Origin of the sequence: Leptospira fletcheri (assembly GCF_004769195.1) — a bacterium.
Classification (GTDB): Bacteria; Spirochaetota; Leptospiria; order Leptospirales; family Leptospiraceae; genus Leptospira_B; species Leptospira_B fletcheri.
On the sequence record NZ_RQET01000004.1, the window covers coordinates 1,054,316 to 1,076,886 of the forward strand.

At 47.7% G+C, this 22,571-nt stretch carries 15 protein-coding genes; 13 read left to right on the forward strand and 2 right to left on the reverse strand.

The genetic code is table 11. The features are described 5' to 3' along the window. The first annotated feature begins 16 nt into the window (after positions 1-16). From rplJ to rpsG, 6 genes are all read left to right on the forward strand, one after another. On the forward strand, positions 17-550 hold the full coding sequence (gene rplJ / locus EHO60_RS08300; protein WP_135767652.1) for a 50S ribosomal protein L10: 534 nt from the start codon (positions 17-19) through the stop codon (positions 548-550). Positions 551-595: 45 nt separating this feature from the next. Next, positions 596-982 (forward strand): 50S ribosomal protein L7/L12, encoded by a 387-nt coding sequence (rplL, locus tag EHO60_RS08305; RefSeq protein WP_135767653.1) that lies wholly within the window; start codon positions 596-598, stop codon positions 980-982. A gap of 134 nt (positions 983-1,116) precedes the next feature. Further along, positions 1,117-4,797, forward strand: coding sequence for a DNA-directed RNA polymerase subunit beta (gene rpoB, locus EHO60_RS08310; RefSeq protein ID WP_135767654.1), 3,681 nt, complete (start codon positions 1,117-1,119; stop codon positions 4,795-4,797). 11 nt (positions 4,798-4,808) lie between these two features. After that, positions 4,809-9,014: a DNA-directed RNA polymerase subunit beta' gene (gene rpoC / locus EHO60_RS08315; RefSeq protein WP_135767655.1), complete on the forward strand. Its 4,206-nt coding sequence runs from the start codon at positions 4,809-4,811 to the stop codon at positions 9,012-9,014. A 75-nt stretch (positions 9,015-9,089) separates the two neighbouring features. Then, positions 9,090-9,464 carry a 30S ribosomal protein S12 gene (gene rpsL, locus EHO60_RS08320; RefSeq protein WP_040510012.1) on the forward strand — a complete coding sequence of 125 codons (375 nt, stop codon included), beginning with the start codon at positions 9,090-9,092 and terminating at the stop codon, positions 9,462-9,464. Positions 9,465-9,478: 14 nt separating this feature from the next. After that, positions 9,479-9,952 carry a 30S ribosomal protein S7 gene (gene rpsG / locus EHO60_RS08325; protein ID WP_135767656.1) on the forward strand — a complete coding sequence of 158 codons (474 nt, stop codon included), beginning with the start codon at positions 9,479-9,481 and terminating at the stop codon, positions 9,950-9,952. A 715-nt stretch (positions 9,953-10,667) separates the two neighbouring features. Here rpsG and EHO60_RS08330 read toward each other — a convergent pair. Further along, complete coding sequence (locus EHO60_RS08330) at positions 10,668-12,176, reverse strand: metallophosphoesterase (RefSeq protein ID WP_135767657.1); 1,509 nt, start codon at positions 12,174-12,176, stop codon at positions 10,668-10,670. A 114-nt stretch (positions 12,177-12,290) separates the two neighbouring features. Here EHO60_RS08330 and EHO60_RS08335 point away from each other — a divergent pair, with 114 nt between their 5' ends. Further along, on the forward strand, positions 12,291-14,003 hold the full coding sequence (locus tag EHO60_RS08335) for a GMC oxidoreductase (protein WP_246028239.1): 1,713 nt from the start codon (positions 12,291-12,293) through the stop codon (positions 14,001-14,003). Positions 14,004-14,029: 26 nt separating this feature from the next. Continuing rightward, the gene (locus tag EHO60_RS08340; RefSeq protein WP_135767659.1) at positions 14,030-15,820 is read left to right on the forward strand and encodes an alpha/beta fold hydrolase; all 1,791 of its coding nucleotides are present in this window, start codon (positions 14,030-14,032) and stop codon (positions 15,818-15,820) included. A 27-nt stretch (positions 15,821-15,847) separates the two neighbouring features. On the opposite strand, the gene EHO60_RS08345 is transcribed toward EHO60_RS08340, so the two are convergent. Then, a complete protein-coding gene (locus EHO60_RS08345; protein ID WP_246028196.1) occupies positions 15,848-16,591 on the reverse strand; it encodes a hypothetical protein in 744 nt (247 codons plus the stop codon). Between the two features lie 69 nt (positions 16,592-16,660). Between EHO60_RS08345 and EHO60_RS08350 the strand changes: the two genes are divergently transcribed. The 5 genes from EHO60_RS08350 (at position 16,661) to EHO60_RS08370 (ending at position 22,507) form a co-directional block, all read left to right on the forward strand. Then, the gene (locus EHO60_RS08350) at positions 16,661-17,509 is read left to right on the forward strand and encodes an SDR family NAD(P)-dependent oxidoreductase (RefSeq protein ID WP_135767660.1); all 849 of its coding nucleotides are present in this window, start codon (positions 16,661-16,663) and stop codon (positions 17,507-17,509) included. 1 nt (position 17,510) lies between these two features. Continuing rightward, complete coding sequence (locus EHO60_RS08355) at positions 17,511-19,598, forward strand: 7TM diverse intracellular signaling domain-containing protein (RefSeq protein ID WP_135767661.1); 2,088 nt, start codon at positions 17,511-17,513, stop codon at positions 19,596-19,598. Positions 19,599-19,697: 99 nt separating this feature from the next. Further along, positions 19,698-20,141, forward strand: coding sequence for a DUF1761 domain-containing protein (locus EHO60_RS08360; RefSeq protein ID WP_135767662.1), 444 nt, complete (start codon positions 19,698-19,700; stop codon positions 20,139-20,141). A gap of 109 nt (positions 20,142-20,250) precedes the next feature. Beyond that, complete coding sequence (locus EHO60_RS08365) at positions 20,251-21,795, forward strand: sensor histidine kinase (protein WP_135767663.1); 1,545 nt, start codon at positions 20,251-20,253, stop codon at positions 21,793-21,795. Between the two features lie 73 nt (positions 21,796-21,868). After that, positions 21,869-22,507 carry a TMEM175 family protein gene (locus EHO60_RS08370; protein WP_135767664.1) on the forward strand — a complete coding sequence of 213 codons (639 nt, stop codon included), beginning with the start codon at positions 21,869-21,871 and terminating at the stop codon, positions 22,505-22,507. The last annotated feature ends 64 nt before the right edge of the window (positions 22,508-22,571 follow it).

Consider the following 22,571-nt stretch of genomic DNA (forward strand, 5'->3'; position numbering starts at 1 on the left):
AGGGAGAGGAATCAATATGCCCAGCCAGGAAAAACACGAAGCAGTCGCCCAATTGAAGGGCAAACTTGAAGAGAGCAGCGACTTTATCCTCGCTAGCTACAGCGGTCTGACCGTAGAGGAAATCACCGGTCTCCGCGCGAAACTCCGGAAAGAAGGCTCGGAGATGAAGGTAGTCAAGAACAACCTTTTCCTCCTCGCACTCAAAGAATCGGAAAAGCATAAGGATAAGAACATCGCTTTTGGGCCCGAATACCAAGGACCCTTAGCGGCTATTTTTTCGAACGAGAACCTACCGTCCGTAGCGAAAGTCCTAAAGGAATACGCAAAGGCTAATAAGAACCTGATCCTAAAGGCAGGCTATTTGGACGGATCGGTATTGGATGCGAACGGAGTAGAGGCGATCGCAGGTCTGCCGAGCAGAGAACAACTCTTGGCTCAGATCGCAGGTGGTCTCAACGGTCCGGCACGGAGCATAGCTTCCGGAGTCAACCAGATCATCGCAAGCCTCGCACGCGCTATCCAAGCGGTTGCGGAAAAGAACAACCAGTAGAACACATTTAGTATAAAGGACCATACGGAATCAAAGGAGCACCCAATGTCTACCACTGAAGCGTTATTAGAGCAAATCGGCAAGCTGACCCTGGTCGAAGCAGCCGACCTAGTTAAAAAAATGGAGGAGAAGTTCGGAATTTCCGCAGCGGCTCCCGTAGCAGTTGCCGCAGTCGGCGGAGCAGCACCAGCTGCAGGCGGAGCGGCCGAAGAGCCCGCATCCTTTAACGTAGTACTGAAAGGCTTCGGAGACAAGAAAATCGAAGTTATTAAAGTAGTTCGTGAAATCACCGGTCTCGGCTTGAAAGAAGCGAAAGACCTGGTAGAAGCCGGCGGGAAATCGGTGAAAGAAGGCGTTGCAAAAGCCGAAGCCGAAGACATCAAAAAGAAATTAGAAGCGGTTGGCGCTCAAATCGAACTCAAGGCTGTCTAATCTGTTCGGGGCTAGTCTCCTAGATACCAGATTACAATCCTTTCACTTAGGCAAGGAGGCCCGTTGGACCTCCTTGCTTTATTGCTTTTATCCACATAATTTATGATTTTTTACGTTTCATCAGGGGGCATCCGATGTATGGTCAAGTAGAGAGAAAACGGGTAAATTTCGGAAAGATAACCAATCTGGACTACCTTTCCAACTTGATTCAAATCCAAAAGAAGTCCTTCGATTGGTTCCTTCAATCCGAAGTCAAGGATCCTACCAAAAGGAAGAGCCAAGGCTTAGAAGCGGTTTTCCGCGAAACTTTCCCGATCGAAAGCCCGAACAACGATATGGTGATGGAATACAGTCACTACGTTTTGGGTGATCCAAAAAAATCCCCACAGGAATGCAAGGATACGGACGCGACTTTCGCACTTCCTTTGAAGGCGGTGATCCGCCTGATCATCAAGGAAACCGGAGAAATCCGCGAGCAGGTCGTGTACATGGGAGATCTTCCCGTGATGACCGAGCAGGGGACCTTTATCATTAACGGAGCGGAGCGGGTCGTGGTCAGCCAGTTGCACCGTTCTCCAGGTATTTTCTTTTCCTATGATGCGGAAAGAGACACGTATTCCGCTCGGGTGATTCCTTATCGCGGATCCTGGTTGGAATTCGAGATGGACAACAAGGGAATCCTGGTCGCGAAAATCGACAGGAAGAAAAAATTCCCAGCGACCCTACTCGTAAAATCTCTCGGTCACGGGACCAATGAAGAGATCCTTCGTCTTTTTTACAAAGCATCCAAGGCGAAACTGGCGGGAGGAAGTTCCCGGGAGTTGAAACGACTCATCGGTCGCCGCGTGATCGCGGACGTGATCAACATGGAGACCGGAGAGGTGATGCTCGAAGCCGGCTCCAAGATCAACGAGGACAATATCTCCATCCTGAAAGAGATGAAGGTAAAGGAAGTCGAACTGGTGGAATTCCCCAGGGAAAAAGACAATCCGGTTCTCGTAAATTGTCTGGAAAAAGACGGAGTCAACGATTACGAAGATGCCGTTCTGAAATTCCACGGTATCATGAGACCGGGAGAACCTTCCACGATCGAAAACGCGGAAACGGAACTGAACCGTCTCTTCTTCTCTCCGAAAACCTTCGATCTAGGGGATGTAGGTCGTTATAAAATCAACAGCAAGTTCGAGTTCAACAACCCGAAGGAATTCTCTCATGCGAGCGAAAGGGTTCTACGCCCCGCGGACATTATCGAGACCGTACGCTACCTTTTGAATCTGATCTCAGAAACCGAGAATTACTATCCGGACGATATCGACCACCTAGGAAACCGTAGGATTCGTTCGGTCGGTGAGCTGATCGCGAACCAGCTGAAAGTAGGCTTTACTCGTGTGGAACGCGTGATCAAAGAGCGTATGACGGTCCAAGAAGTCGGAACCCAAACTCCGCAACTTCTCATCTCCATCAAACCGATCACTGCGGTCATCAACGAGTTCTTCGGTTCCAGCCAACTGTCCCAATTCATGGATCAAACCAATCCTTTGGCGGAGCTCACGCACAAACGTCGTTTGAACGCTCTCGGGCCTGGAGGTCTTTCCAGAGATAGAGCAGGCTTCGAAGTTCGGGACGTCCACTACAGCCACTACGGCCGTATGTGTCCGATCGAAACTCCGGAAGGTCCGAACATCGGTTTGATCCTCTCCATGTCTTCTTATGCGAGAGTGAACGATTACGGGTTCCTGGAAACTCCTTACAGAGTGGTAAAAAACAGTAAGGTCTCCAATAACATCGAATACTTAACGGCAGATAAGGAAGAATATCATTTTATCGCGGTATCTTCTTCTCCTGTGGACGAGAAAGGAGAGTTTAAGAATAAACTGATTTCTACTCGTCACAGATCGGATTACCCTTTCCGGAATCCGAACGAGATCCAGTACATGGATCTGGCTCCTATGCAGGTGGTTTCCGTTTCGACCGCTCTGATTCCGTTTTTGGAACACGACGACGCCAACCGAGCTCTCATGGGTTCCAACATGCAACGTCAGGCGGTTCCTCTCTTACGCCAGGAAGCTCCGTATGTAGGGACGGGTATGGAAACCCGCGCGGCTTACGATTCGCGGATCTGTATCATCTCGAAACATGACGGATACGTAAAATACGTGGACGCGGAAAAGGTCATAATCGAGCAGAAGGGCGGAAAGGAATCCGATACCTACGATCTTACGAAATTCAAAAAGACCAACCAGGGAACCTGTTTTAACCAGACTCCGGTGGTCGGAGTCATCCATTCCGAGATCGACGGAAAAGTGTCCAAGGTTACGAAGGAAAAAATCGAAGTCACCGCGGATAACGGAAGCGTCCGGGAATACAACCTGACTTCCGGTTCCAAGCAGTACCATCCGATCATTTCCAACGGGGAAGAGGTTCGTAGGGGAACGACGCTCGCCGGACAGATCGTGTCCGGGGAGAGAATGGACGAGCTCGGTAATATCCTGCAAAAAGGAACCGTGCTCGCCGACGGACCCGCCGTGGACAACGGTACCCTGGCTCTCGGAAGGAACGTTCTGGTAGCGTTCATGCCTTGGGAAGGATACAACTTCGAGGACGCCATTCTCATTTCCGAAAAGGTAGTGAAGGACGACATTTTCTCCTCCATTCATATCGAGGAATTCGAGATCCAAGCTCGGGAAACCAAGCTGGGCCAAGAACAGATCACCCGTGATATTCCCAATCTTTCCGATAAGGCCTTCCGAGATCTAGACGAATCCGGAGTGATTCGGATCGGGGCGGAAGTGAAACCGGGAGACATTCTCGTCGGGATGGTGACTCCGAAAGGGGAAACCGATCTGACGCCGGAATACAAACTTCTGCATTCCATCTTCGGGGAAAAGGCGAAAGAGGTAAGGGATTCTTCCCTCCGTATGCCGAACGGCTTCGAAGGAACCGTCATCGATATTAAGCGCTTCTCCCGCGAGAAGGGCGACGAACTTCCCGCAGGTGTGGAAGAGATGGTCAAGGTCTTCGTTGCGCGCAAGCGTAAACTTCTGGTCGGAGATAAGATGGCCGGTCGTCACGGAAACAAGGGTGTCGTCGCGAGGATCATGGCCGAAGAGGACATGCCTTATATGGAAGACGGCACTCCGATGGATATCGTACTGAATCCTTTGGGAGTTCCTTCCCGGATGAACCTCGGCCAGATTTTCGAAACCCAATTGGGTCTTGCTGCGAGCCGACTCGGAATCAATTTCGAGACCCCGGTCTTTGACGGAGCCACGGAGGCGGACGTAGAGAAATACTGCAAGGAAGCAAACCTTCCTCTCAGTTCCAAATTCAAATTGTACGACGGACGTACCGGTCTCCCGTTCATGAACGAAGTGTTCTGCGGATACATCTACATGTTGAAGCTGGCTCACTTGGTGGACGATAAGATCCACGCTCGTTCCACAGGACCGTACTCTCTCGTAACTCAGCAGCCTCTGGGCGGTAAGGCTCAGTTCGGTGGGCAACGTTTGGGAGAGATGGAAGTTTGGGCGCTGGAGGCATACGGAGCTTCCCACACTCTGCAGGAGCTCCTCACCATCAAGTCCGACGACATGTTGGGAAGGGCGAGAATTTATGAGGCGATCGTAAAAGGAATCCATTCCATCAAACCTGGAATTCCGGAATCCTTCAACGTATTAGTACAGGAACTCAGGGGACTTGCCCTGGATATCGTCATCACCGACTCCGAAGGGAATACGGTGGATATCTCGGATTACGAGGACGAATATTCCAAGAGCAAGAAGAAGATTAAATTCGAGACGATCGAGAACGCTTAAGGACGGGTAGAATGAGATCCAATAACGACTTCGAATCCATTACAATCAGATTAGCTTCCCCCGAAAGGATTAAAGAATGGTCCTACGGGGAAGTCAAAAAACCGGAGACCATCAACTATCGGACCCTGAAGCCGGAAAGGGACGGTTTGTTCTGCGAGAAAATTTTCGGGACCACCAAGGATTGGGAATGTTACTGCGGTAAATTCAAATCCATCCGTTACAAAGGAGTGGTTTGCGACAAATGCGGCGTGGAAGTAACTCACTCCAAGGTACGTCGCGAACGCATGGGGCATATCGAATTGGCGGCCCCTGTGTCCCATATCTGGTACTATCGTTCCGTTCCTTCCCGTATGGGTTTGCTCTTGGACATGACCATCAATCAGCTCAAGAGCGTATTGTACTTCGAAAAATACGTGATCATCGACCCGGCCGATACAGGTAGAAATAGGGGAGAGCTCATCGACGAAGAGGAATACCACGCATACCTGGACGAATACGGCGATAAATTCGTAGCCGGAATCGGAGCGGACGCGATCAAGGAACTTCTTTCTCGTATAGACGTCGATGCGGAAGCACGCATTATCCGCCAAAAGATCCAGGACAAGGAAAAGATCACCGACAAAAGGATTCTGAAACGCTTGGAAGTACTGGAAGCGTTCCGGGATTCCGGAAACCGTCCGGAATGGATGGTGCTAGACGTAGTGCCCGTGATTCCGCCGGAACTCCGTCCTATGGTCCAACTCGAAGGCGGTCGCTTTGCGACTTCCGACCTGAACGACCTGTATCGTCGTGTAATCAACAGGAATAACCGTCTAAAACGTCTTCTCGCTCTGAAAGCTCCCGAGATCATCGTCCGGAACGAAAAACGGATGTTGCAGGAAGCTGTGGACGCTCTTTTCGATAATAGCCGTCGTAAAAGAACCGTAAAAGGAAAAGGGAACCGTCCTCTTAAATCCATTTCGGATATGTTGAAAGGAAAACAAGGCCGTTTCCGCCAAAACCTTCTGGGTAAGAGGGTGGATTACTCCGGTCGTTCCGTGATCGTGGTCGGTCCCGAGCTGAAATACCACGAGATGGGTCTTCCTAAGAAGATGGCTCTGGAACTATTTAAGCCTTTTATCATGAAACGTTTGGTGGATCTGGACCTGGCTCCGAACATCAAATCCGCCAAGAAGAAAGTCGAGGCGGAAGAAAAAGAGGTCTTTGACGTTCTGGAAACGGTAGTAAAAGAACACCCGGTCATGCTGAACCGTGCTCCGACCTTGCACCGCCTGGGAATCCAAGCCTTTTTGCCTGTCCTAGTGGAAGGGAAGGCGATCAAGCTGCACCCTCTCGTCTGCCACGCGTTCAACGCGGACTTTGACGGAGACCAGATGGCGATTCACGTTCCGCTGACGCCGAAAGCTCAGTTGGAAGTGTGGATGCTGATGCTTTCTCCGCACAATATTCTGAATCCGGCCAATGGACACCCGATCTGCGGTCCGACCCAGGATATCGTATTAGGAATTTATTATCTAACTTCCGAGCTTCCCTCCGAAGCGGGAGTCCCCCTCAAGTCCTTCGCGAATTTGGACGAGGTGATCTATGCGATCGATCGGGGAGTGATCGAATATCGGACCAAAGTTTCCGTTCTTCACCAAGGTAAGATCCTGGAAACCACTCCGGGAAGATTGATCTTCAACACAGTGTTGCCGGAAGGATATCCTTACGTGAACCGTGCGCTTTCCGATAAGGAGACCAACAGGATTATCGCGGAAGTTTACGAGAAATACGGCCCGGCCCAAACCGTCCTGATGTTGGACGATATCAAAAAATTAGGATATCGTTATGCTACGATCTTTAGCCCGACCATCTCCATCGAGGACATCCGAGTGTCTCCGGGAAAAGTCACCCTTGTAGGGGACGCGAACAAGGAAGTGGAGCGTGCCGACGGCGAGTATCGCAAGGGAATCATCACCAACGAGGAACGTAAGAAGAAAGTGATCGAGATCTGGACTAAGACCAACGATCTGATCACCGACTCCATGTTCAAGGAATTGGAAAAGGACAAGGGCGGATACAATCCGGTCTTTATCATGGCGGCATCCGGAGCGAGGGGTTCCAAACAGCAGATTCGTCAGTTGGCGGGAATGCGGGGACTCATGGCCAAGCCTTCCGGAGAAATCATCGAGTTGGCTATCCGGTCCAACTTCCGCGAAGGATTGAGCGTGTTGGAATTCTTCATCTCCACTCACGGAGCTCGGAAGGGTCTCGCGGACACCGCTTTGAAAACCGCGGACGCCGGATATCTAACTCGTCGTTTGGTGGATATTTCCCAAGATGTGATCGTTACGGAAGACGACTGTGGAACGGAGGAATCCATCACTTTAGGAACCGTTAAAGAAGGGGAGAACGTCATCGTTTCTCTTAGTGACCGCGTCTTCGGCCGTTATACCGCCGAAGATATCGTCGATCCGGTTTCCGAGAACGTGGTTTATCCGAAAAACACCCTGATCACCAGAGAAGTGGGACAGAAGCTGGAGAACCTAGGTTACGAAAGGATCAAAGTTCGTTCCCCTCTTACCTGCGAAGCTCGCTGGGGAATTTGCATAAAATGCTACGGTATGGACATGGCTCGTCTGACTCCGGCAGAGATTGGAGAGGCGGTAGGAACCATCGCCGCGCAATCCATCGGCCAACCGGGTACACAGTTGACCATGCGTACCTTCCACATCGGTGGTGCGGCATCCGCCAAGGTCCAAGAAAAGGAACACAAAGTCGGTTATCGCGCAGTAGTAAACGCAATCAACGGACGTACTCTTTCCACTGCGGATCGGGGGATCGTCTTTACTCGTCGCGGATCCATCGTGGTCCAAAGGTTGATCCAACAGTTCAAAGCTTCCGATCTTACCAACCTGAGGGTGGAGGACGGACAGAAAGTGGACAAGGGCGAATTGGTCGCGACTCTTGCTTCCGGAGAAAACGTCACTTCCGAAGCTCCAGGAACGGTTAAGATCGATAACGGTCTCTTCCGGATCCTTGGAGAAGAGGCGGTGGTCCCGGTCAAAACGGGAACAACTCTGAATGCCAAAGTAAGCGACATCACCGAGCCGAACCAAGCTCTTGCGGAATTCGACCCATACAACGAGATCGGAGTCACCGAAGTCGAGGGCGTCGCATCTTGGGTCGATCTGGAAGTCGGTAAGAACCTTCGCCGGGACGAGGACATCAAAACCTCGAACGTTATTTACAAGGTTATCGAGCAACGTAGGGAAAAACTCGTACCAAGAATCGTGGTCGCGACCGGCGGAACTCGTGAAGAATATCTGGTTCCCGTGGATGCGATTCTGTCCGTTCAAAACGGAGATAAGGTAAAAGCGGGAGACATTCTCTTCAAAATTCCGACCGTCGCTGAAAAAACCAGGGACATCACCGGAGGTCTTCCTCGTGTGGACGAGCTCTTCGAAGCGCGTCGTCCGAAAGACGCCACTACCTTGGCGGAAATGGACGGGAAAATCGAGGATAACGGAGAGGTCGTAAAAGAAAAACGAGTCCTGTATATCGTTCCCGATAACCCGGATATGGACAAAGTTAAGGTTACCATCCCGATCGGAAAACAACTTCGAGTTCGTCACGGAGACTTTGTCAAACGTGGGGATCAGTTGGACGATGGGAACCTGGATCCGCACGATATCCTTCGTGTGAAGGGTGTCACCGCTCTGCAGGTGTATCTGGTCCAAGAGGTCCAAGAGGTTTATCGACTGCAAGGGGTGCATATCAACGATAAGCACATCGAGGTGGTCGTACGTCAGATGATGCGCAAAGTGTTGATCACCGACTCGGGCGATACTTCTTTCGTAAACCAACAGCAAGTGGATCGTTTCGCCTTTGTAGAGGAAAATAAAAGGGTCGTCACCGAAGGGGGTTCTCCGGCGCAATCTGTTCCGATTCTGCTCGGTTTGACCAAAGCGTCGTTGAATACCGAGTCTTTCTTCTCCGCAGCGTCCTTCCAGGAAACCACCAAGGTTCTAACGGATGCCGCGATTAAAGGAAAGACGGATAACCTTCTGGGACTTAAGGAAAACGTGATTATCGGTCACATGATTCCTGCGGGAACCGGAATGAGGAAGTATCGAGACGTCGCAGTCTTTAAGGAAACTTACGGAGATCTAGATCAACCGATCGAGGTCGAAGAGGAAGAAATTCCCCCTGCGATACCGGAAGATACGGAGAACTAAAGAGATTTACAATGGAGAGGGTACTGACGATCTGGTAAAATCGGGTCGTCACCCGCCTAAAAATAGAAGGGATTCATGCCTACAATTAGCCAATTGATACGCCACGGCCGGAAGAAGCAGAAGAATAAATCTAAATCTCCCGCCCTCAAGAGTAGCCCCCAACGCAGGGGCGTATGTACTAGGGTGACCACGTTCACACCTAAGAAACCGAACTCTGCTATGAGAAAAGTAGCGAGGGTGCGTTTGACCACCGGGATCGAAGTGACCGCTTATATCCCAGGTGAGGGACATAACCTGCAAGAGCACAACGTGGTGCTGATCCGCGGAGGAAGGGTCAAAGACCTTCCAGGGGTTCGTTATCATATTATCCGTGGTACCTTGGATACCCTTGGTATCGATAAACGTCGTAAGGGCCGTTCCAAATACGGAACGAAGAAGCCTAAGGCGTAACGAGGAGTTAGGGAATGTCCAGAAGAAGAGGAAAAGTCGAGCCCCGCAAGATCCAACCGGATTCCGTTTATGGGGATGCACATATCGCCAAATTCATCAACTGCCTTATGGTGGACGGTAAAAAATCCGTAGCGGAAAAACTGTTCTATAACGCTTTAGAATTGATCCAGAAAAAGACAGGAAACGATCCGTACGTCACTTTCAAAGAAGCTCTCGAAAACGTGAAGCCTCAAGTCGAGGTAAAATCGCGTCGGGTTGGGGGAGTGACCTATCAGGTTCCTATCGAAGTTCGTCCGGAACGTCGTTTGGCTCTGGGGATACGCTGGCTGATCCGTTATTCCAGAGATAGGAACGAAAAAGGAATGGCGAATAAACTCGCTGCGGAATTTATCGAAGCACAAAAAGGTACCGGTTCCGCTATCAAGAAAAAGGAAGATATCCGGAAGATGGCCGATGCCAACAAGGCATTCAGCCACTATCGCTGGTAAAACGTTTTTGGCAGTTGTCCGGCTTTGTGCCGGACTTTGCAGAGGTCGAGTGGATTGTGATTCGCTCGGAATCCCGAATCGGATTGGGGAGGCAAAATGGCCTCCCTTTTTTATTTGAGGGGGGTGCGGGGATTATTTTACCGTATGTATTTCCTGGATATACCCCTTGCGATTACGCCGGCGGACGGAGCTTTAAAGCTATATTCATCGAAAATGGGGGGTACTTTATCTTATAGATTCTTTAACTTCGTGAATGCCGATTCTACCGCCATAATGATTGCCTTAATTTCCCCCGTCTTCGTCTAAGATACAAATGTATACGCGCATCCGAATCTATGACGCCATTCCTATAGGGGATAAGTGGGTTAAGGCTATATCAAGATAATATAAATCGGATAAGAATCATTATTTGCGCTCGAAAAATCATATAAATGGATTTCGCCGCCGCAAAGACTAGGAATGGAGCAGAGATTTTGAGCGAATTGAAAGCAATTCGGGAGAAGAGTTGCCCCGTCCAAGTTCAGATAGAGGCGTAGCAACTGTGTGCCCCTTGTCTCTTTATCACAAATTCATTTATAGCACCTAATTCCTTGTAGGAGTTCCTACATCACTTTTCCTAAAAAACGCTTTTCATTTTGAGAATTTCTGCTATCCGCGTTGGGGCGCCGCTCCGCGGGTACCACCGCACCGGCCCCCGCCCAAAGAGGGTGGGGCCTTACTCCACCACTCGAGCCCTTAACACCTTTCTTCTTAACTCGATTTCGCTCGCGATCGACTGAGATAGTTTCTTAAAACTACGACCCTCCAGATTCACTTTGGCGAGTAAGTCGGCATAAAGAGGATTCTGGTAACCTTTAGGAACATGAAAGGAGGGCCGAATGTCGCCTTCCGTATAAGCATGGAAAGAAACTACGTTTGCATCCTCGTCGACTAAAAGCACCGCACCCCCATGGGTCTTCATTTTTTGAATGGTGTCCACGACCCATCCGCCGGTGTTAAAGACCGGTACGGATCGAGTCTCCAGCCCTAAGTCTTCCGAGAGGGTTTCGAAAGGTTTATGAGTGTGTCCGAATATAAAGGAATAATTAATCGGATATTCGCGCCTCGTCTCCTCTTTCCATTGGTTCGGAAGGATTGTCTCCAGGTAAAAGTTCAGATTTTCGATCACTTCCTGGCTTAGGACAGAATCGGACATTCCTCTTTCGCTCTGCCCTACGTTCAGGATCGCTTTTTTCAGGAAAAAGGAAAGAGCGTACTGTACGATCGTTTTAAAGAAAGGAAGAATTTTCAGTTTTCGTAATAGATATCCGGAAATGTTATCGCTTAGTTTTCCGACCGCTTTTTCGTCCTGTAGCATATCATAGATCAATCCGACTCCTTTTCCGACCTTTCCGGATCTCCCTAAAGTGGACCAAAAGAAATCGATCCAAGCGAAGTTTTCGTGCTCTAGTTCATAAATCGAATCGGGTCGGTTAGGTTCCGGTACTGCCTGAAGCGGCAGCATTTTGGCGATTCGACTTAACAAGCCGGATTTTTTTTTCGATTTTAAACCGTCCGATCCGCTTAATTCGGGAAGGAGAATTCTCTGGATTGAACTCATTAACGAATAGATGTTTTCCAGAAAATTTCCATGGGTCAGGAATATGGACCTTCCGCTCTTTCCTCGAATTTCATAATTCGGATAGGCGATCATCACCTTTCCCTGTTTCGATTTGTGGTTTCTCCGAAATAGATCGGTCAATAGATCCGATTCGATCAGGTCGGGATGCACCATCTTGGTCGTATGCCAGGGGGCGGAAATATGCTCCTTAGGTTTTAACTTGGAAATATAGTTTGCATACTGCTTTTCTCGAGCGGTCTCCCAGAGATGGTGATCGTGATTTCCGGGAAGATACAGGATTTGGTTGGAAAAGGGTGCATTCTTTCGGCTATACATGCATTCGAGAAAACGCTCGAATGTCATGGAGGCATCGTTGAGTCCTCCTAGGGCCAGTTCCATCACGTCTCCGAGTAGGATGATCTGAGGTTTTCCCCCTTTGTTAATCGAATTTACGATTTCTTTGATGCACTCCGCCAGGTCCCGAAGCACGGGAGAGGTTTTTTGCGCGTCGACGTTGTATCTCGTACCGTTCGGATTCCGAGGGGTTTCCTGGATAAAGGTCAATAGGCTATTATAACCGCCCAGATGTATGTCCGAAAGGATGATATATTGGATTCGGCTCATGGATTCTCCGGGGGAAATTTATTCAAAATACGGAAATTAGGGCAATTAATTATTGCAATTATCGGGCAAATAAGACAAATAAGTAAACTTTTCCAGGCTAGGGGAGTGTTTCCATTGTACGAGGCGGTCATCATCGGTTCAGGGTTCGGCGGCGCAATTACGGGCTGTAGACTCTCCAGGAAATGGGGTAAGAAAGTTTTAATATTAGAAAGAGGCAAAAGATACCCAAAGGGATCCTTTCCCCGCTCGCCTCATGCCATGTCCAAGAATTTCTGGAATATTCCTGCGGACCCGAACCCCTATCGAGCAAAGCAATTCAGAAAGCTGAACGAGACGGGGCTATTCGATATCCGTAACTATCCGAATATGGACGTCGTTCTATCCGCGGGCCTCGGAGGCGGATCCTTGATTTACGCGAACGTATTTTTGGAGCCCCCGGATCATGTCTTCGACGAACGTTGGCCTACCGGTACTAAGAGAAAAGATCTGAATCCTTATTACAAAATAGTGAAAGATGTTCTCGGTTCCCGTCCCATTCCTCGAAATGGAGACGAAAGAAGAAGAGTGGTTCGAACGGAATTGTACGAGAAGTTCGCGAAATCCGCAGGACGAGAATCCAAATTGGCGAATATTAACGTCTTTTTCGGAAACGATTTCAAGAAACCTTTGGATATAGGGCTGCAGGAAAAAAACCGATTCGGAGCCGTTCAGACTTCCTGTACATATTGTGCGGAGTGCGATATCGGCTGCAATACGCATTCCAAAAATACGTTAGACCTGAATTATCTCTTCGTTGCCGAGAACAAATACAAAGCCGAAATTCGGACGGAACATTTAGTCGTTAAAATCGTGCCTTTAGGAAAGGACGGCGGGGAAGACGCGAACTCGAAAGGAGAATTCGGATACAGGGTGCATTTTGTAGACCTGGAGAATGATACGTTTCGGCACGTGGACGCGGTCCGAGTAATCCTTTCCGCCGGCACCTTGGGAACGACCGAACTTTTGCTGAAGTGCAAGGAACAGTTCAAAACTTTGCCGGAGATTTCGGACCGACTCGGCAAACGCTTTTCCGGAAACGGAGACTTTCTTTCTTTCGTGGTAAAAGGAAAAGACCCCGCAGATCCGAATTACGGTCCTGTCATTACTCAATATACCGATTACAATCTATTCAAAAATTATGATTCCAATCGGGCGTTCGTTCTCGAAGACGCGAGCTATCCTGTATTCGCTTCGTATTTTGTCGAAGGAGCTATTCCCTGGTTTCTTCGCATCGGATTCTTTTTGAAAATGGCCGGCGAGATCTTCAAACGATTCATAAACGGAAAAATTTTCGGTCGCATCGGCTTTTTGATCGGAGAGACCTTAAAAGGGGATATTTCCTACACTTCGGCAGTTTTACTTTGCATGGGAGTCGATAAATCCGACGGTGAAATGCATCTGGATAAAAAAAGAAAATCTCTCGCGATTTTCTGGCCTCAGAAAAACAGTATGTCTCTGTACGATTCGATTCTGGAAGTAACGAAGAAATTCGCTTCCTTTACGCAAGCCGAATCGAATTTTCCTCTTCCTACCTGGGCCTGGCCTATACGGAACAACGTTACCGTTCACCCGCTTGGAGGATGCGTGCTCGCAACTTCGCCTCAGGAAGGGGTTTGCTCTTCCGATCCGAAAACGTACGGACAGGTCTTTCATTACAAAGGGTTGTACGTCGCAGACGGGAGTTTGATTCCCTCAGCCGTCGGCGCCAATCCATCCATGACGATTTCCGCATTGTCCGAACGAGTTGCGGAAGCGATCACAAAAATAAAACCGTCGGCAAAGCTTTAATAGAGACAAATTAGGATGCGATTATCATGACGATCAGAAAGAAAGCGCCCAAAACCACACCTTCTCTCTCTTCTCCGGTCAGTCTCGAATTCACCGAGGAAATGAAAGGTTATGTGACCTTCTCTCCGAAAGCGTCTTACGAAGACTCTTACGCTGCAGGGAAGAAGGAAAAAAATTATCTGATGTTCCATCTGACGATCCGAATCAAAGACGTCGCCTTCTTCGTCTATGATCCTGCCGAACGCGGGGAAGCGATCGGCTGGGTAGAAAGCGCCGCTTTGGGCGGTCGTTTGGCTGTAGTCAAGGGGACGTTCAATTGTTTCGTAGATAAGGGCACTCCTTCGAAGAACATTAAAAATATGCAATATAGGCTCTTCCTCAGGAATTCGAAAGGAGAGGAATTCACTTTGAGCGGGCATAAGATCGTCAAGGACGACGGAATTCTCCGCATCTGGAGCGACACTTCTACACTTTATACGCGGATTTTCAAGGGATTCGTAGAAGAAAAGTTGGAAGCGAAAGCCGTGAGGATCGCCGAAGGCATTCTCCATATCAAAGAACTGGATTTCATCAAGCAGATGACCACTTTCCGTTCGGACGGAAAAACTTTCGAGGAAAGAAAAAGCGCATTGCTTACATTCGGAGAATTGTTCGCGGGAAATCTCTGGGAAGTATATGCCGCTCATTGGGCCAAAGCAGAACCGGAGCTTTGGAAAGAAAGGGAAATCCCTTTATTCACATTGGAAGGCGTAAAAAATTCCGAAGTAACCACCCATTATGTTACCACGGCGGACAAACTCTCCTTAAGCTTGTTGCGATTTAAGAAAAAAGAATGTAAAGACGTGATCGTGCTGATGCACGGGCTGACCACTTCTTCGGATATGTTCATCATGCCCGAACATAAGAATCTGGTCACCTATCTGCATGAAAACGGTTATACCGATGTTTGGAGTTTCGATTGGCGTGGAAGTCTACGATTTGGATACAATCTGACTCCTCATCGTTATAATTTGGACGATATCGCCTTATACGACGTTCCGGCCGCAGTGGAAAAGGTAAGATCGGAAGTCGGAAAGGATAAGAGAATTCATTTTATCGTGCATTGCGTAGGATCCATTACTTTCTTTATGAGTCTGTTTTCCAAAAAAATAGACGGTATCGCAAGTGTGACTTCCAACAGCGTTTCTTTGACTCCGAACGTCGCCACTTGGTCCAAGATCAAACTCATGTTCGCACCGTTCCTAATAGAGAACGTTTTCCGTTTTCCGAACGTAAACCCGCGTTGGTCCTATCTTCCGGGTCCGGCCAGAGGAAAGCTTTTTTCCAAATTCATCAGTTTGTTCCATACGGAATGCGATAATCCGGCTTGTCACATGCTAAGTCTTATGTGGGGAACCGGGTGGCCGGCTTGTTATGAACACGAGAATCTCCCTTCGATCACGCATCGAAGAGTTGGGGATCTTTTCGGAGCGACGTCTATGAACTATCACCGGCAGATCCGGAAATCCGTCTTTCGAAAAGTAATCGTGAAATACGAAGTTTTAAACAAATCGTACGATTCTTTGCCTAACAACTATCTCGAACACGCCGCAGAAATATTGACGCCGATCCTGTTCATCACGGGAGATAAGAACAAAGTATTCAAGGATTCCAATATAATCGCGCATGACGTTCTTAAAAGATTAAAACCGAACGTAAGAAACGAGCTATTCATAGCTAAAGGTTATGGACACCAGGATACGTTAATGGGCAAAAACAGCGATAAGGATGTTTTTCCGAAAATCCTGGAATTCATAAAATCCCATTCGCGGAAATGAAGAATCCTAGTTGGGATTCGTTTCGTCTTAGGCGGTATTCGAAATGGAAGTCTTGGAAAGATAAAAAAGCAAGACCCCGGAAAAAACCATATCCGCTAATACCATAAAGGCCATCCAGTTCTCCGATTTTATAAGAAAGGTCATGCAGCCTTTTATGAAAATAGGTAAGGCGAAAAGATTCAAAACTACGATTCCGATTAGGAAAACTTTTTTCCTTCCCGGATTCGTGAAACGGAAATTTCTAAGGAAAACGTAAACGCAAAGTAATGAAAAGCAGGCTTGTATGCTGAAACCGAGCAAGGGTATGGTAGCACTGATGCCCAATTCGGGGGCGGCAAGATCGAAGGAATAAAGAGGGCCTACTTTCATCGAGCCTGTGAGAGGAAAAATCTGTAGATCGTGGTCGTGTACTAGAAAATCCAAGCACCAATGGCCGCTTACGATCAGCGCGATGGGGAGGTAGTTTAGGGTCCAGTTTTTTTCGAAAAACTTGAGTAGGAAAAAGAAGACGATCCCGATTGCGACCCCTCCGAAAAGGGAATGGGAATACTGTTGGCTGAGCAATTTCATATCCCCGATATATAGGAAGGGAATTTCAATTTTCATAAATTCCAATGCAGGAGAAAATCCAAAAGGGTTTAGATTCAGCAGAACCCATAGTAATTCCACTACTTCGGCTCCGATGAGTAAAATCCAGATAGGAGTCTCTTTGAACTTGGATTTTAATAAGAAAGCAGAGGATAAATGGCCGATTCCAGTCATGGCTGGCATGAATATTGGAATTTTCTAAAAAAGCAATAAATAATTTGCACGTGTTCCCGAATTGTGAAAAATGTGCCTATGGATTCTGTACTTATTACCGGTGTGAATTCCGGAGTAGGATTGGCGTTGACGGAAGCCTTGGTCCAAAAGGGGTTTCACATTTTCGGTAGTTTGCGCTCCGAAGAGCAGGGAATCGCTTTGAAGGAGAAGTTCGGCGATAGATTTTTTCCCTTACACTTCGACGTTACCGACGAATGGGCAATACAGAAATCGGTGGAAATCGTAACAAAGGAACTCAAGGGCAAAGGACTTAAAGGAATCATAAATAATGCCGGTGTGGTAATTCCCGGACCCCTATCCGAATTACCGGTTTCCTCCTTTCGGAACCAACTAGAAATCAATCTTGTCGGTCCTTTTACCGTGATTCAGAAATTTCTTCCCCTCATAGGAGGAAGAAGGAATTCCGAGCTTCCTCCCGGCAGGGTGGTCAATATCAGTTCTCTTAGCGGAACGCGTACATTCCCTTTTCTTGCCGCCTACTCCGTATCCAAATACGGATTGGAGGCCTTAACGGACGGTTTTCGCCGCGAGTTACAGCTTTATGGGATCGATGTGATATCGATCCTTCCCGGCTCCATTTTAACACCATTAACCGACAAAATAAACGAAGGTCTGCATAAGATCTCCGTCGGATCCGAATATAAGGATTCCCTTTTAAAATTCATCCAAATAAACGAAAAAAAAGCCAGATCGGGAGTTCCTATGAGGAAGGTAGTCGCCGCGACTCTAGAGGCTCTGTTAAGCGAACGCCCAAAAACCAGGTACTTCCTAAAAAGTAGCTTCTTGACGGATACGATTCTTCCGAAATATTTACCTACTCGAGTCTTTGACCGGCTGATTTCGAAAGCTTTAGGAATTCAAAAATAATATGATTTATGGCATTGTCAGAGTTTTATTCGTCGTCTTTCTTTTCCCCGTAATACCTCTCTTTGCTGAAGCAAATGAAATCATATTGAATGATGAAAAAGACCTGTACGAGGTCGCCAAAGCTGTGACTTTTTACGTGGACAAAAGCAAAAATCTAACAATAAAGGATGTCGTCGGCGACGGGGAGCGAGGCGTCGTTTTTTCCGTTCCAGAAAAGACGAATTTCGGAATCACCGAATATACATACTGGATACGGATCCCGGTTCGGAATCATTCCCAGAAAGTACGAAGTTGGTACTTAGAAATCAGTCATCCCGTCCTTGATCACGTCGACTTATACTTCCCATCCGAGAGAGGGTATTCGGTTATGAAAGCGGGGGACAAATTGCCCTTTTCGGAGCGGGCAATCAATCACAGAAATTTCATATTCGAGCTTCCATTTCATGGAGAGGATGACTTGGATAAGGAATCCGTTCTGTACCTTCGCATCGAATCGGAGAGCACGATCTCGCTTCCGATGCAGATTTTGAGCGAAAAGGCTTTTGCGAACCGTAACGCGACGGAACAGTTCGTTTTCGGATTGTATTACGGCCTTATATTCGTGATGGCTCTTTATAACCTATTTCTATTCTTTACAGTAAAAGATCTAAGTTATTTCTTTTACGTCTTATACATCGTCACGTTCGGTCTACTTCAGATGAGTCTCAACGGACTGGCGTTTCAATTCGTTTGGCCCGACTCCATTTGGCTGGCCAGCTACGCTCCTACGTTCCTCATTCCGCTTTTGCCGGTATTCGTCATCCTTTTTTCCCGCTACTTCCTAATGACTTTCGAGAACGTTCCGAGAGTGGATAAGGTGCTGATTGTTTCGAGCATTCTAGGTCTCCTGCTTACGGTCGTTTCGATTTTCGTTAAGATTTCCTCCATTCTTTGGATGCTTGCGGTTTATGCGATGTTGAATGTCCCCTTGATATTAGGGTGCGCGTTTTACGTATTAAGAAAAGGTTATAAACCGGCGGTTTACTACCTGGTCGCTTGGCTTACTCTGCTTTCCGGAGGGATATTGTACGGTTTGAAATCTTTCGCAATCCTTCCGGATGTCTTTCTTACCAATTACGGTCTTCAGATCGGGGCGGGATTGGAGGTGGTTCTTCTCTCGTTCGCTTTGGCCTCGCGAATCAATATGATCAAGAAAGAAAAGGAAGAAGCCCAGGCAAAGACTCTGGAGATGCAGAAAATCCTAACGGAATCTTACGCAAGGTTCGTTCCTCGGGATTTTTTGGCGAATCTGGGCAAGGAATCGATCTTGGATGTGAAGTTAGGAGATCAGATCCAAAAGGATATGGCCGTTTTGTTCAGCGATATTCGATCTTTTACCACCTTGTCGGAGTTGATGACTCCGGCGGAGAATTTCAATTTCATCAATTCCTATTTGAGTCGCATGAGCCCCATTATTCAAAGGCATAACGGGTTCATCGATAAGTTCATCGGTGACGCGATCATGGCCTTGTTCGAAAAGAGCGTTCTGGATGCCGTAGCAGCCGGTGTGGAAATGCAAAGGTATCTGAAAGAGTATAACGCACATCGGAACAATCAGGGTTATATCCCGATCCAGATCGGAGTAGGAATACATTCAGGATCTTTGATGTTAGGGACGATAGGTGCGGAGGAGAGATTGGAAGGGACCGTGATCTCCGATACGGTGAATCTCGCCTCGAGAATCGAAAGTTTGACCAAGATTTACGGTTCCAGAATCGCGGTGAGTGAGAGTACCGTGGAAGCGGTCAAGGACAGTGGTAAGTTTCATTTCCGCTTTTTGGACAGGGTTAAGGTCAAGGGAAAGCAGAAACCCGTTTCCGTTTACGAGATTATCGACGGAGACGAGGAGGAATTTCAGGATTTGAAATTGAAGACGAAGTCCGATTACGAATCCGCCGTAAAATGCTTTTACGCCAATTCCTATGCGGAAGCAAAGGAATTTTTCGATCGAGTCATCAAAGTCTATCCGGACGATAAAGCCGCCCAATTGTATTTGAAAAGGCTCTATTCCGTTACACATTCATCCAGTGCGGAAGAATACGAAACTTGACTCCCGCACTCAAAGACTTTTGAAAGCGGGAATAAAGGCTTGACTCTCGCCCGATCGAGGCTATAAAGCTGTCCCGAGTCGAACTACAAGAGGGCTTTTATGCAACCCGAAATTCATTTAAATTATTTAGCGATTTTAGCCGGAGTTCTTTCGAATGTCGCCATCGGATTCCTTTGGTACGGGCCATTGTTCGGAAAAATGTGGGCTGCGGAAATGGGATTTCCTCAGGACATGAAGCCGGACCAAAAGCAGATGATGAAATCCCTTGCACTGATGGTGATCGGTTCCTTTTTAACCGCATACGTTTTGGCGCACAGTGTGGATAGTTGGCGTCCTTCTTCCTGGAAGGTCGGAGCAGATCAATCCTCCTGGACGTACGGATTTTTCGCTGCCTTATTCACTTGGATCGGATTTTACGTTCCGCTGTTGTTCGGTTCCGTATCTTGGGAAGGAAAATCCTGGAAGCTATTCTTTATCAATGCGGCCTATTACTTCGTCTCCTTGCAAGCAATGGGGATGATCCTGGCGCATTGGAGAGCTTGATGCGATATAGCGTGGGCACTTAACGCCAATTGTTTAGCGACAAATCGCGATTCCTTTCCGGATTCGTCGATTTGTCGGTCCGCCGAAATCCGAAAAACCTTACGATCGGATGAAGAAATACCCGACGTATTTTGCTATCCCTCCTATGTTGACTGCCTTCTTCGTATTGACGGGTTGGCAGTTCGATTTACAGTTCTTTAAGAGAATCCTGCCCGGGCTAGTCGCGATGAATCCAGCAACCGGAGCCACATTCTTGGTTATAGGGCTTGCGATCTTTTTCTCCGCAATGTTTTCGGAAAAAAGGATTTCGTTTTATCGAATAGCGTTATCCTTATTTATCGTCGTATCCGGAATCGGAGCGTCGAAGCTTTTTACCATATTTGAACTTTATGATTTTGGAATCGACCGGATTCTGTTCGCGAAAAAAATCGCGGAGGATGTCGTTAACGGCACCCCGAACCGAATGGCTCCGAATACCGCGTTCTGTTTCCTACTTGTGGGTTTAGCGGGCTATTTCTCGATCCGAAAGGAAGAGTCGAGCAAAACGATCTCCAATTTTCTCGCATTTCCGGTACTCTTGATCGGAATATTTTCGATCATCGGTTACTTGTACGGGGTAAAGGAATTTTACGGAGTTCTTACGTATATTCCGATGGCATTGCATACGGCTGTTTGCTTTATCTTTTATGCAGGAGCCATACTGGCAATCAATCCGGAGTCGGGCTTCATGAAGACTTTTACGAGCCCACGTTTGGGGGGAAGAATTTTCAGAGCTCTATTGCCCTTAGTCGTATTGGTGCCGATTCTTTTCGGATATATCCGCCTTTTGATAGGCGCAAAGATTCCCCTCGCAGTGGAATTGTACGTGGGAATCCTGATCACAAGCATCATATTCACCTTTTTTGCCGCCGTTTGGTACGTCTCAAGTATATTGAATCGGATCGACCTGGCGAGAACGGTCGCGGAAGAAAGACTTCAAAAATCCAACAAGGGACTGGAGGCATTTTCCTATTCCGTTTCCCACGATCTCCGAGCCCCGCTTCGCGCAGTCAGCGGATATACCAAAATATTAATCGAAGATCACATCGAAGAACTAAGCGAAGACGCAATATCTTTGACCGGAAAGATACTCGCCAATGCCGATAGGATGAGCGAGCTTATCGAAGATTTGCTTCAGTTTTCCAAATCGGAAAGAGCAGAGCTGAGAAAAGTGAAATTATCGATGAAAGAACTCGTAGAGACGGTTGCTTCGGATCTGAAAGGGTACGAGGCCGGGAGGAACGTGGAGTTTCGTATATATGAAATTCCGGACGCTCTTGCGGACTTCGTCACGATTCGGCAGGTTTGGATCAATCTTATATCGAACGCACTGAAATACACGAAGAACAAAAACAAAGCAGTTATCGAGATCGGTTCCGAGCCCACGGAAGGAGGAGTAGCTTATTTCGTAAAGGATAACGGTGCGGGATTCAATATGAATTACTACAGTAGGCTTTTCGGGGTGTTTCAAAGATTACATGCGCAAGAAGAGTTCGAAGGTACGGGAGTAGGTTTGGCGACCGTTAAAAGTATCGTGGAACGTCACGGCGGGAAAATTTGGGCGGAGGGAGAACAGGATCACGGTGCGACTTTTTACTTTTCTTTGCCGAAATAGAAGAACTCTTTCTTCCTTCTTGACAACTCCATCTTAGAAGACGTAAACATCCTATTTATTTCGAGAGGTGACGGTGCTCTGGAGTCATAATTACAATCGATTAGCGGGGCAAAGAATCCATAGAACGGAGGCATTGGCTGACGGAGTCTTTGCGGTCGCATTTACTTTGCTTGTTCTGGATATTAAGTTACCCGCAACGGAATTGATCCGGTCGGAATCGGATCTTATTGCATATTTGGTTTCCATTTCGCATAAGCTATTGAGTTATGGGTTGAGTTTCATCACTCTGGGGATTTTTTGGACGGCGCACTCCATGCAATTCACCTTTATCCGGAAGAGTGACCGTCACTTAAGCTGGATTTCCGTTCTGTATTTATCATTCGTTTCCCTCTTGCCTTTTAGCACCGCTTTTTTAAGCGAATTCATCCAATTCAAAACCGCAGTGGTTCTTTATTGGCTGAACCTAGTATTGCTAGGCGCCACGATTTATTTCCATTGGGCTTACGCTTATCGGAACGATCTGTTGGACACCGACCACCCCGACATTCAGGCGATCGATCGGATCATCCGAAAGCGGGTGATCTACGCCCAAATATTTTACGGCTTGTCTACGATGCTCTGTCTGATCGATAATTACCTTAGCATCGCAGTTACGTTCCTGATCCAATTGAATTATGCCGTCGCGCCGCGTTTCAAAAGAAAGAGAACGTAAGCCGAAATGGAAATGGTTTTTGGGTTTGCTTGCGGGGCTTCGGGTTGTTCCTTTCTAGCCCCAA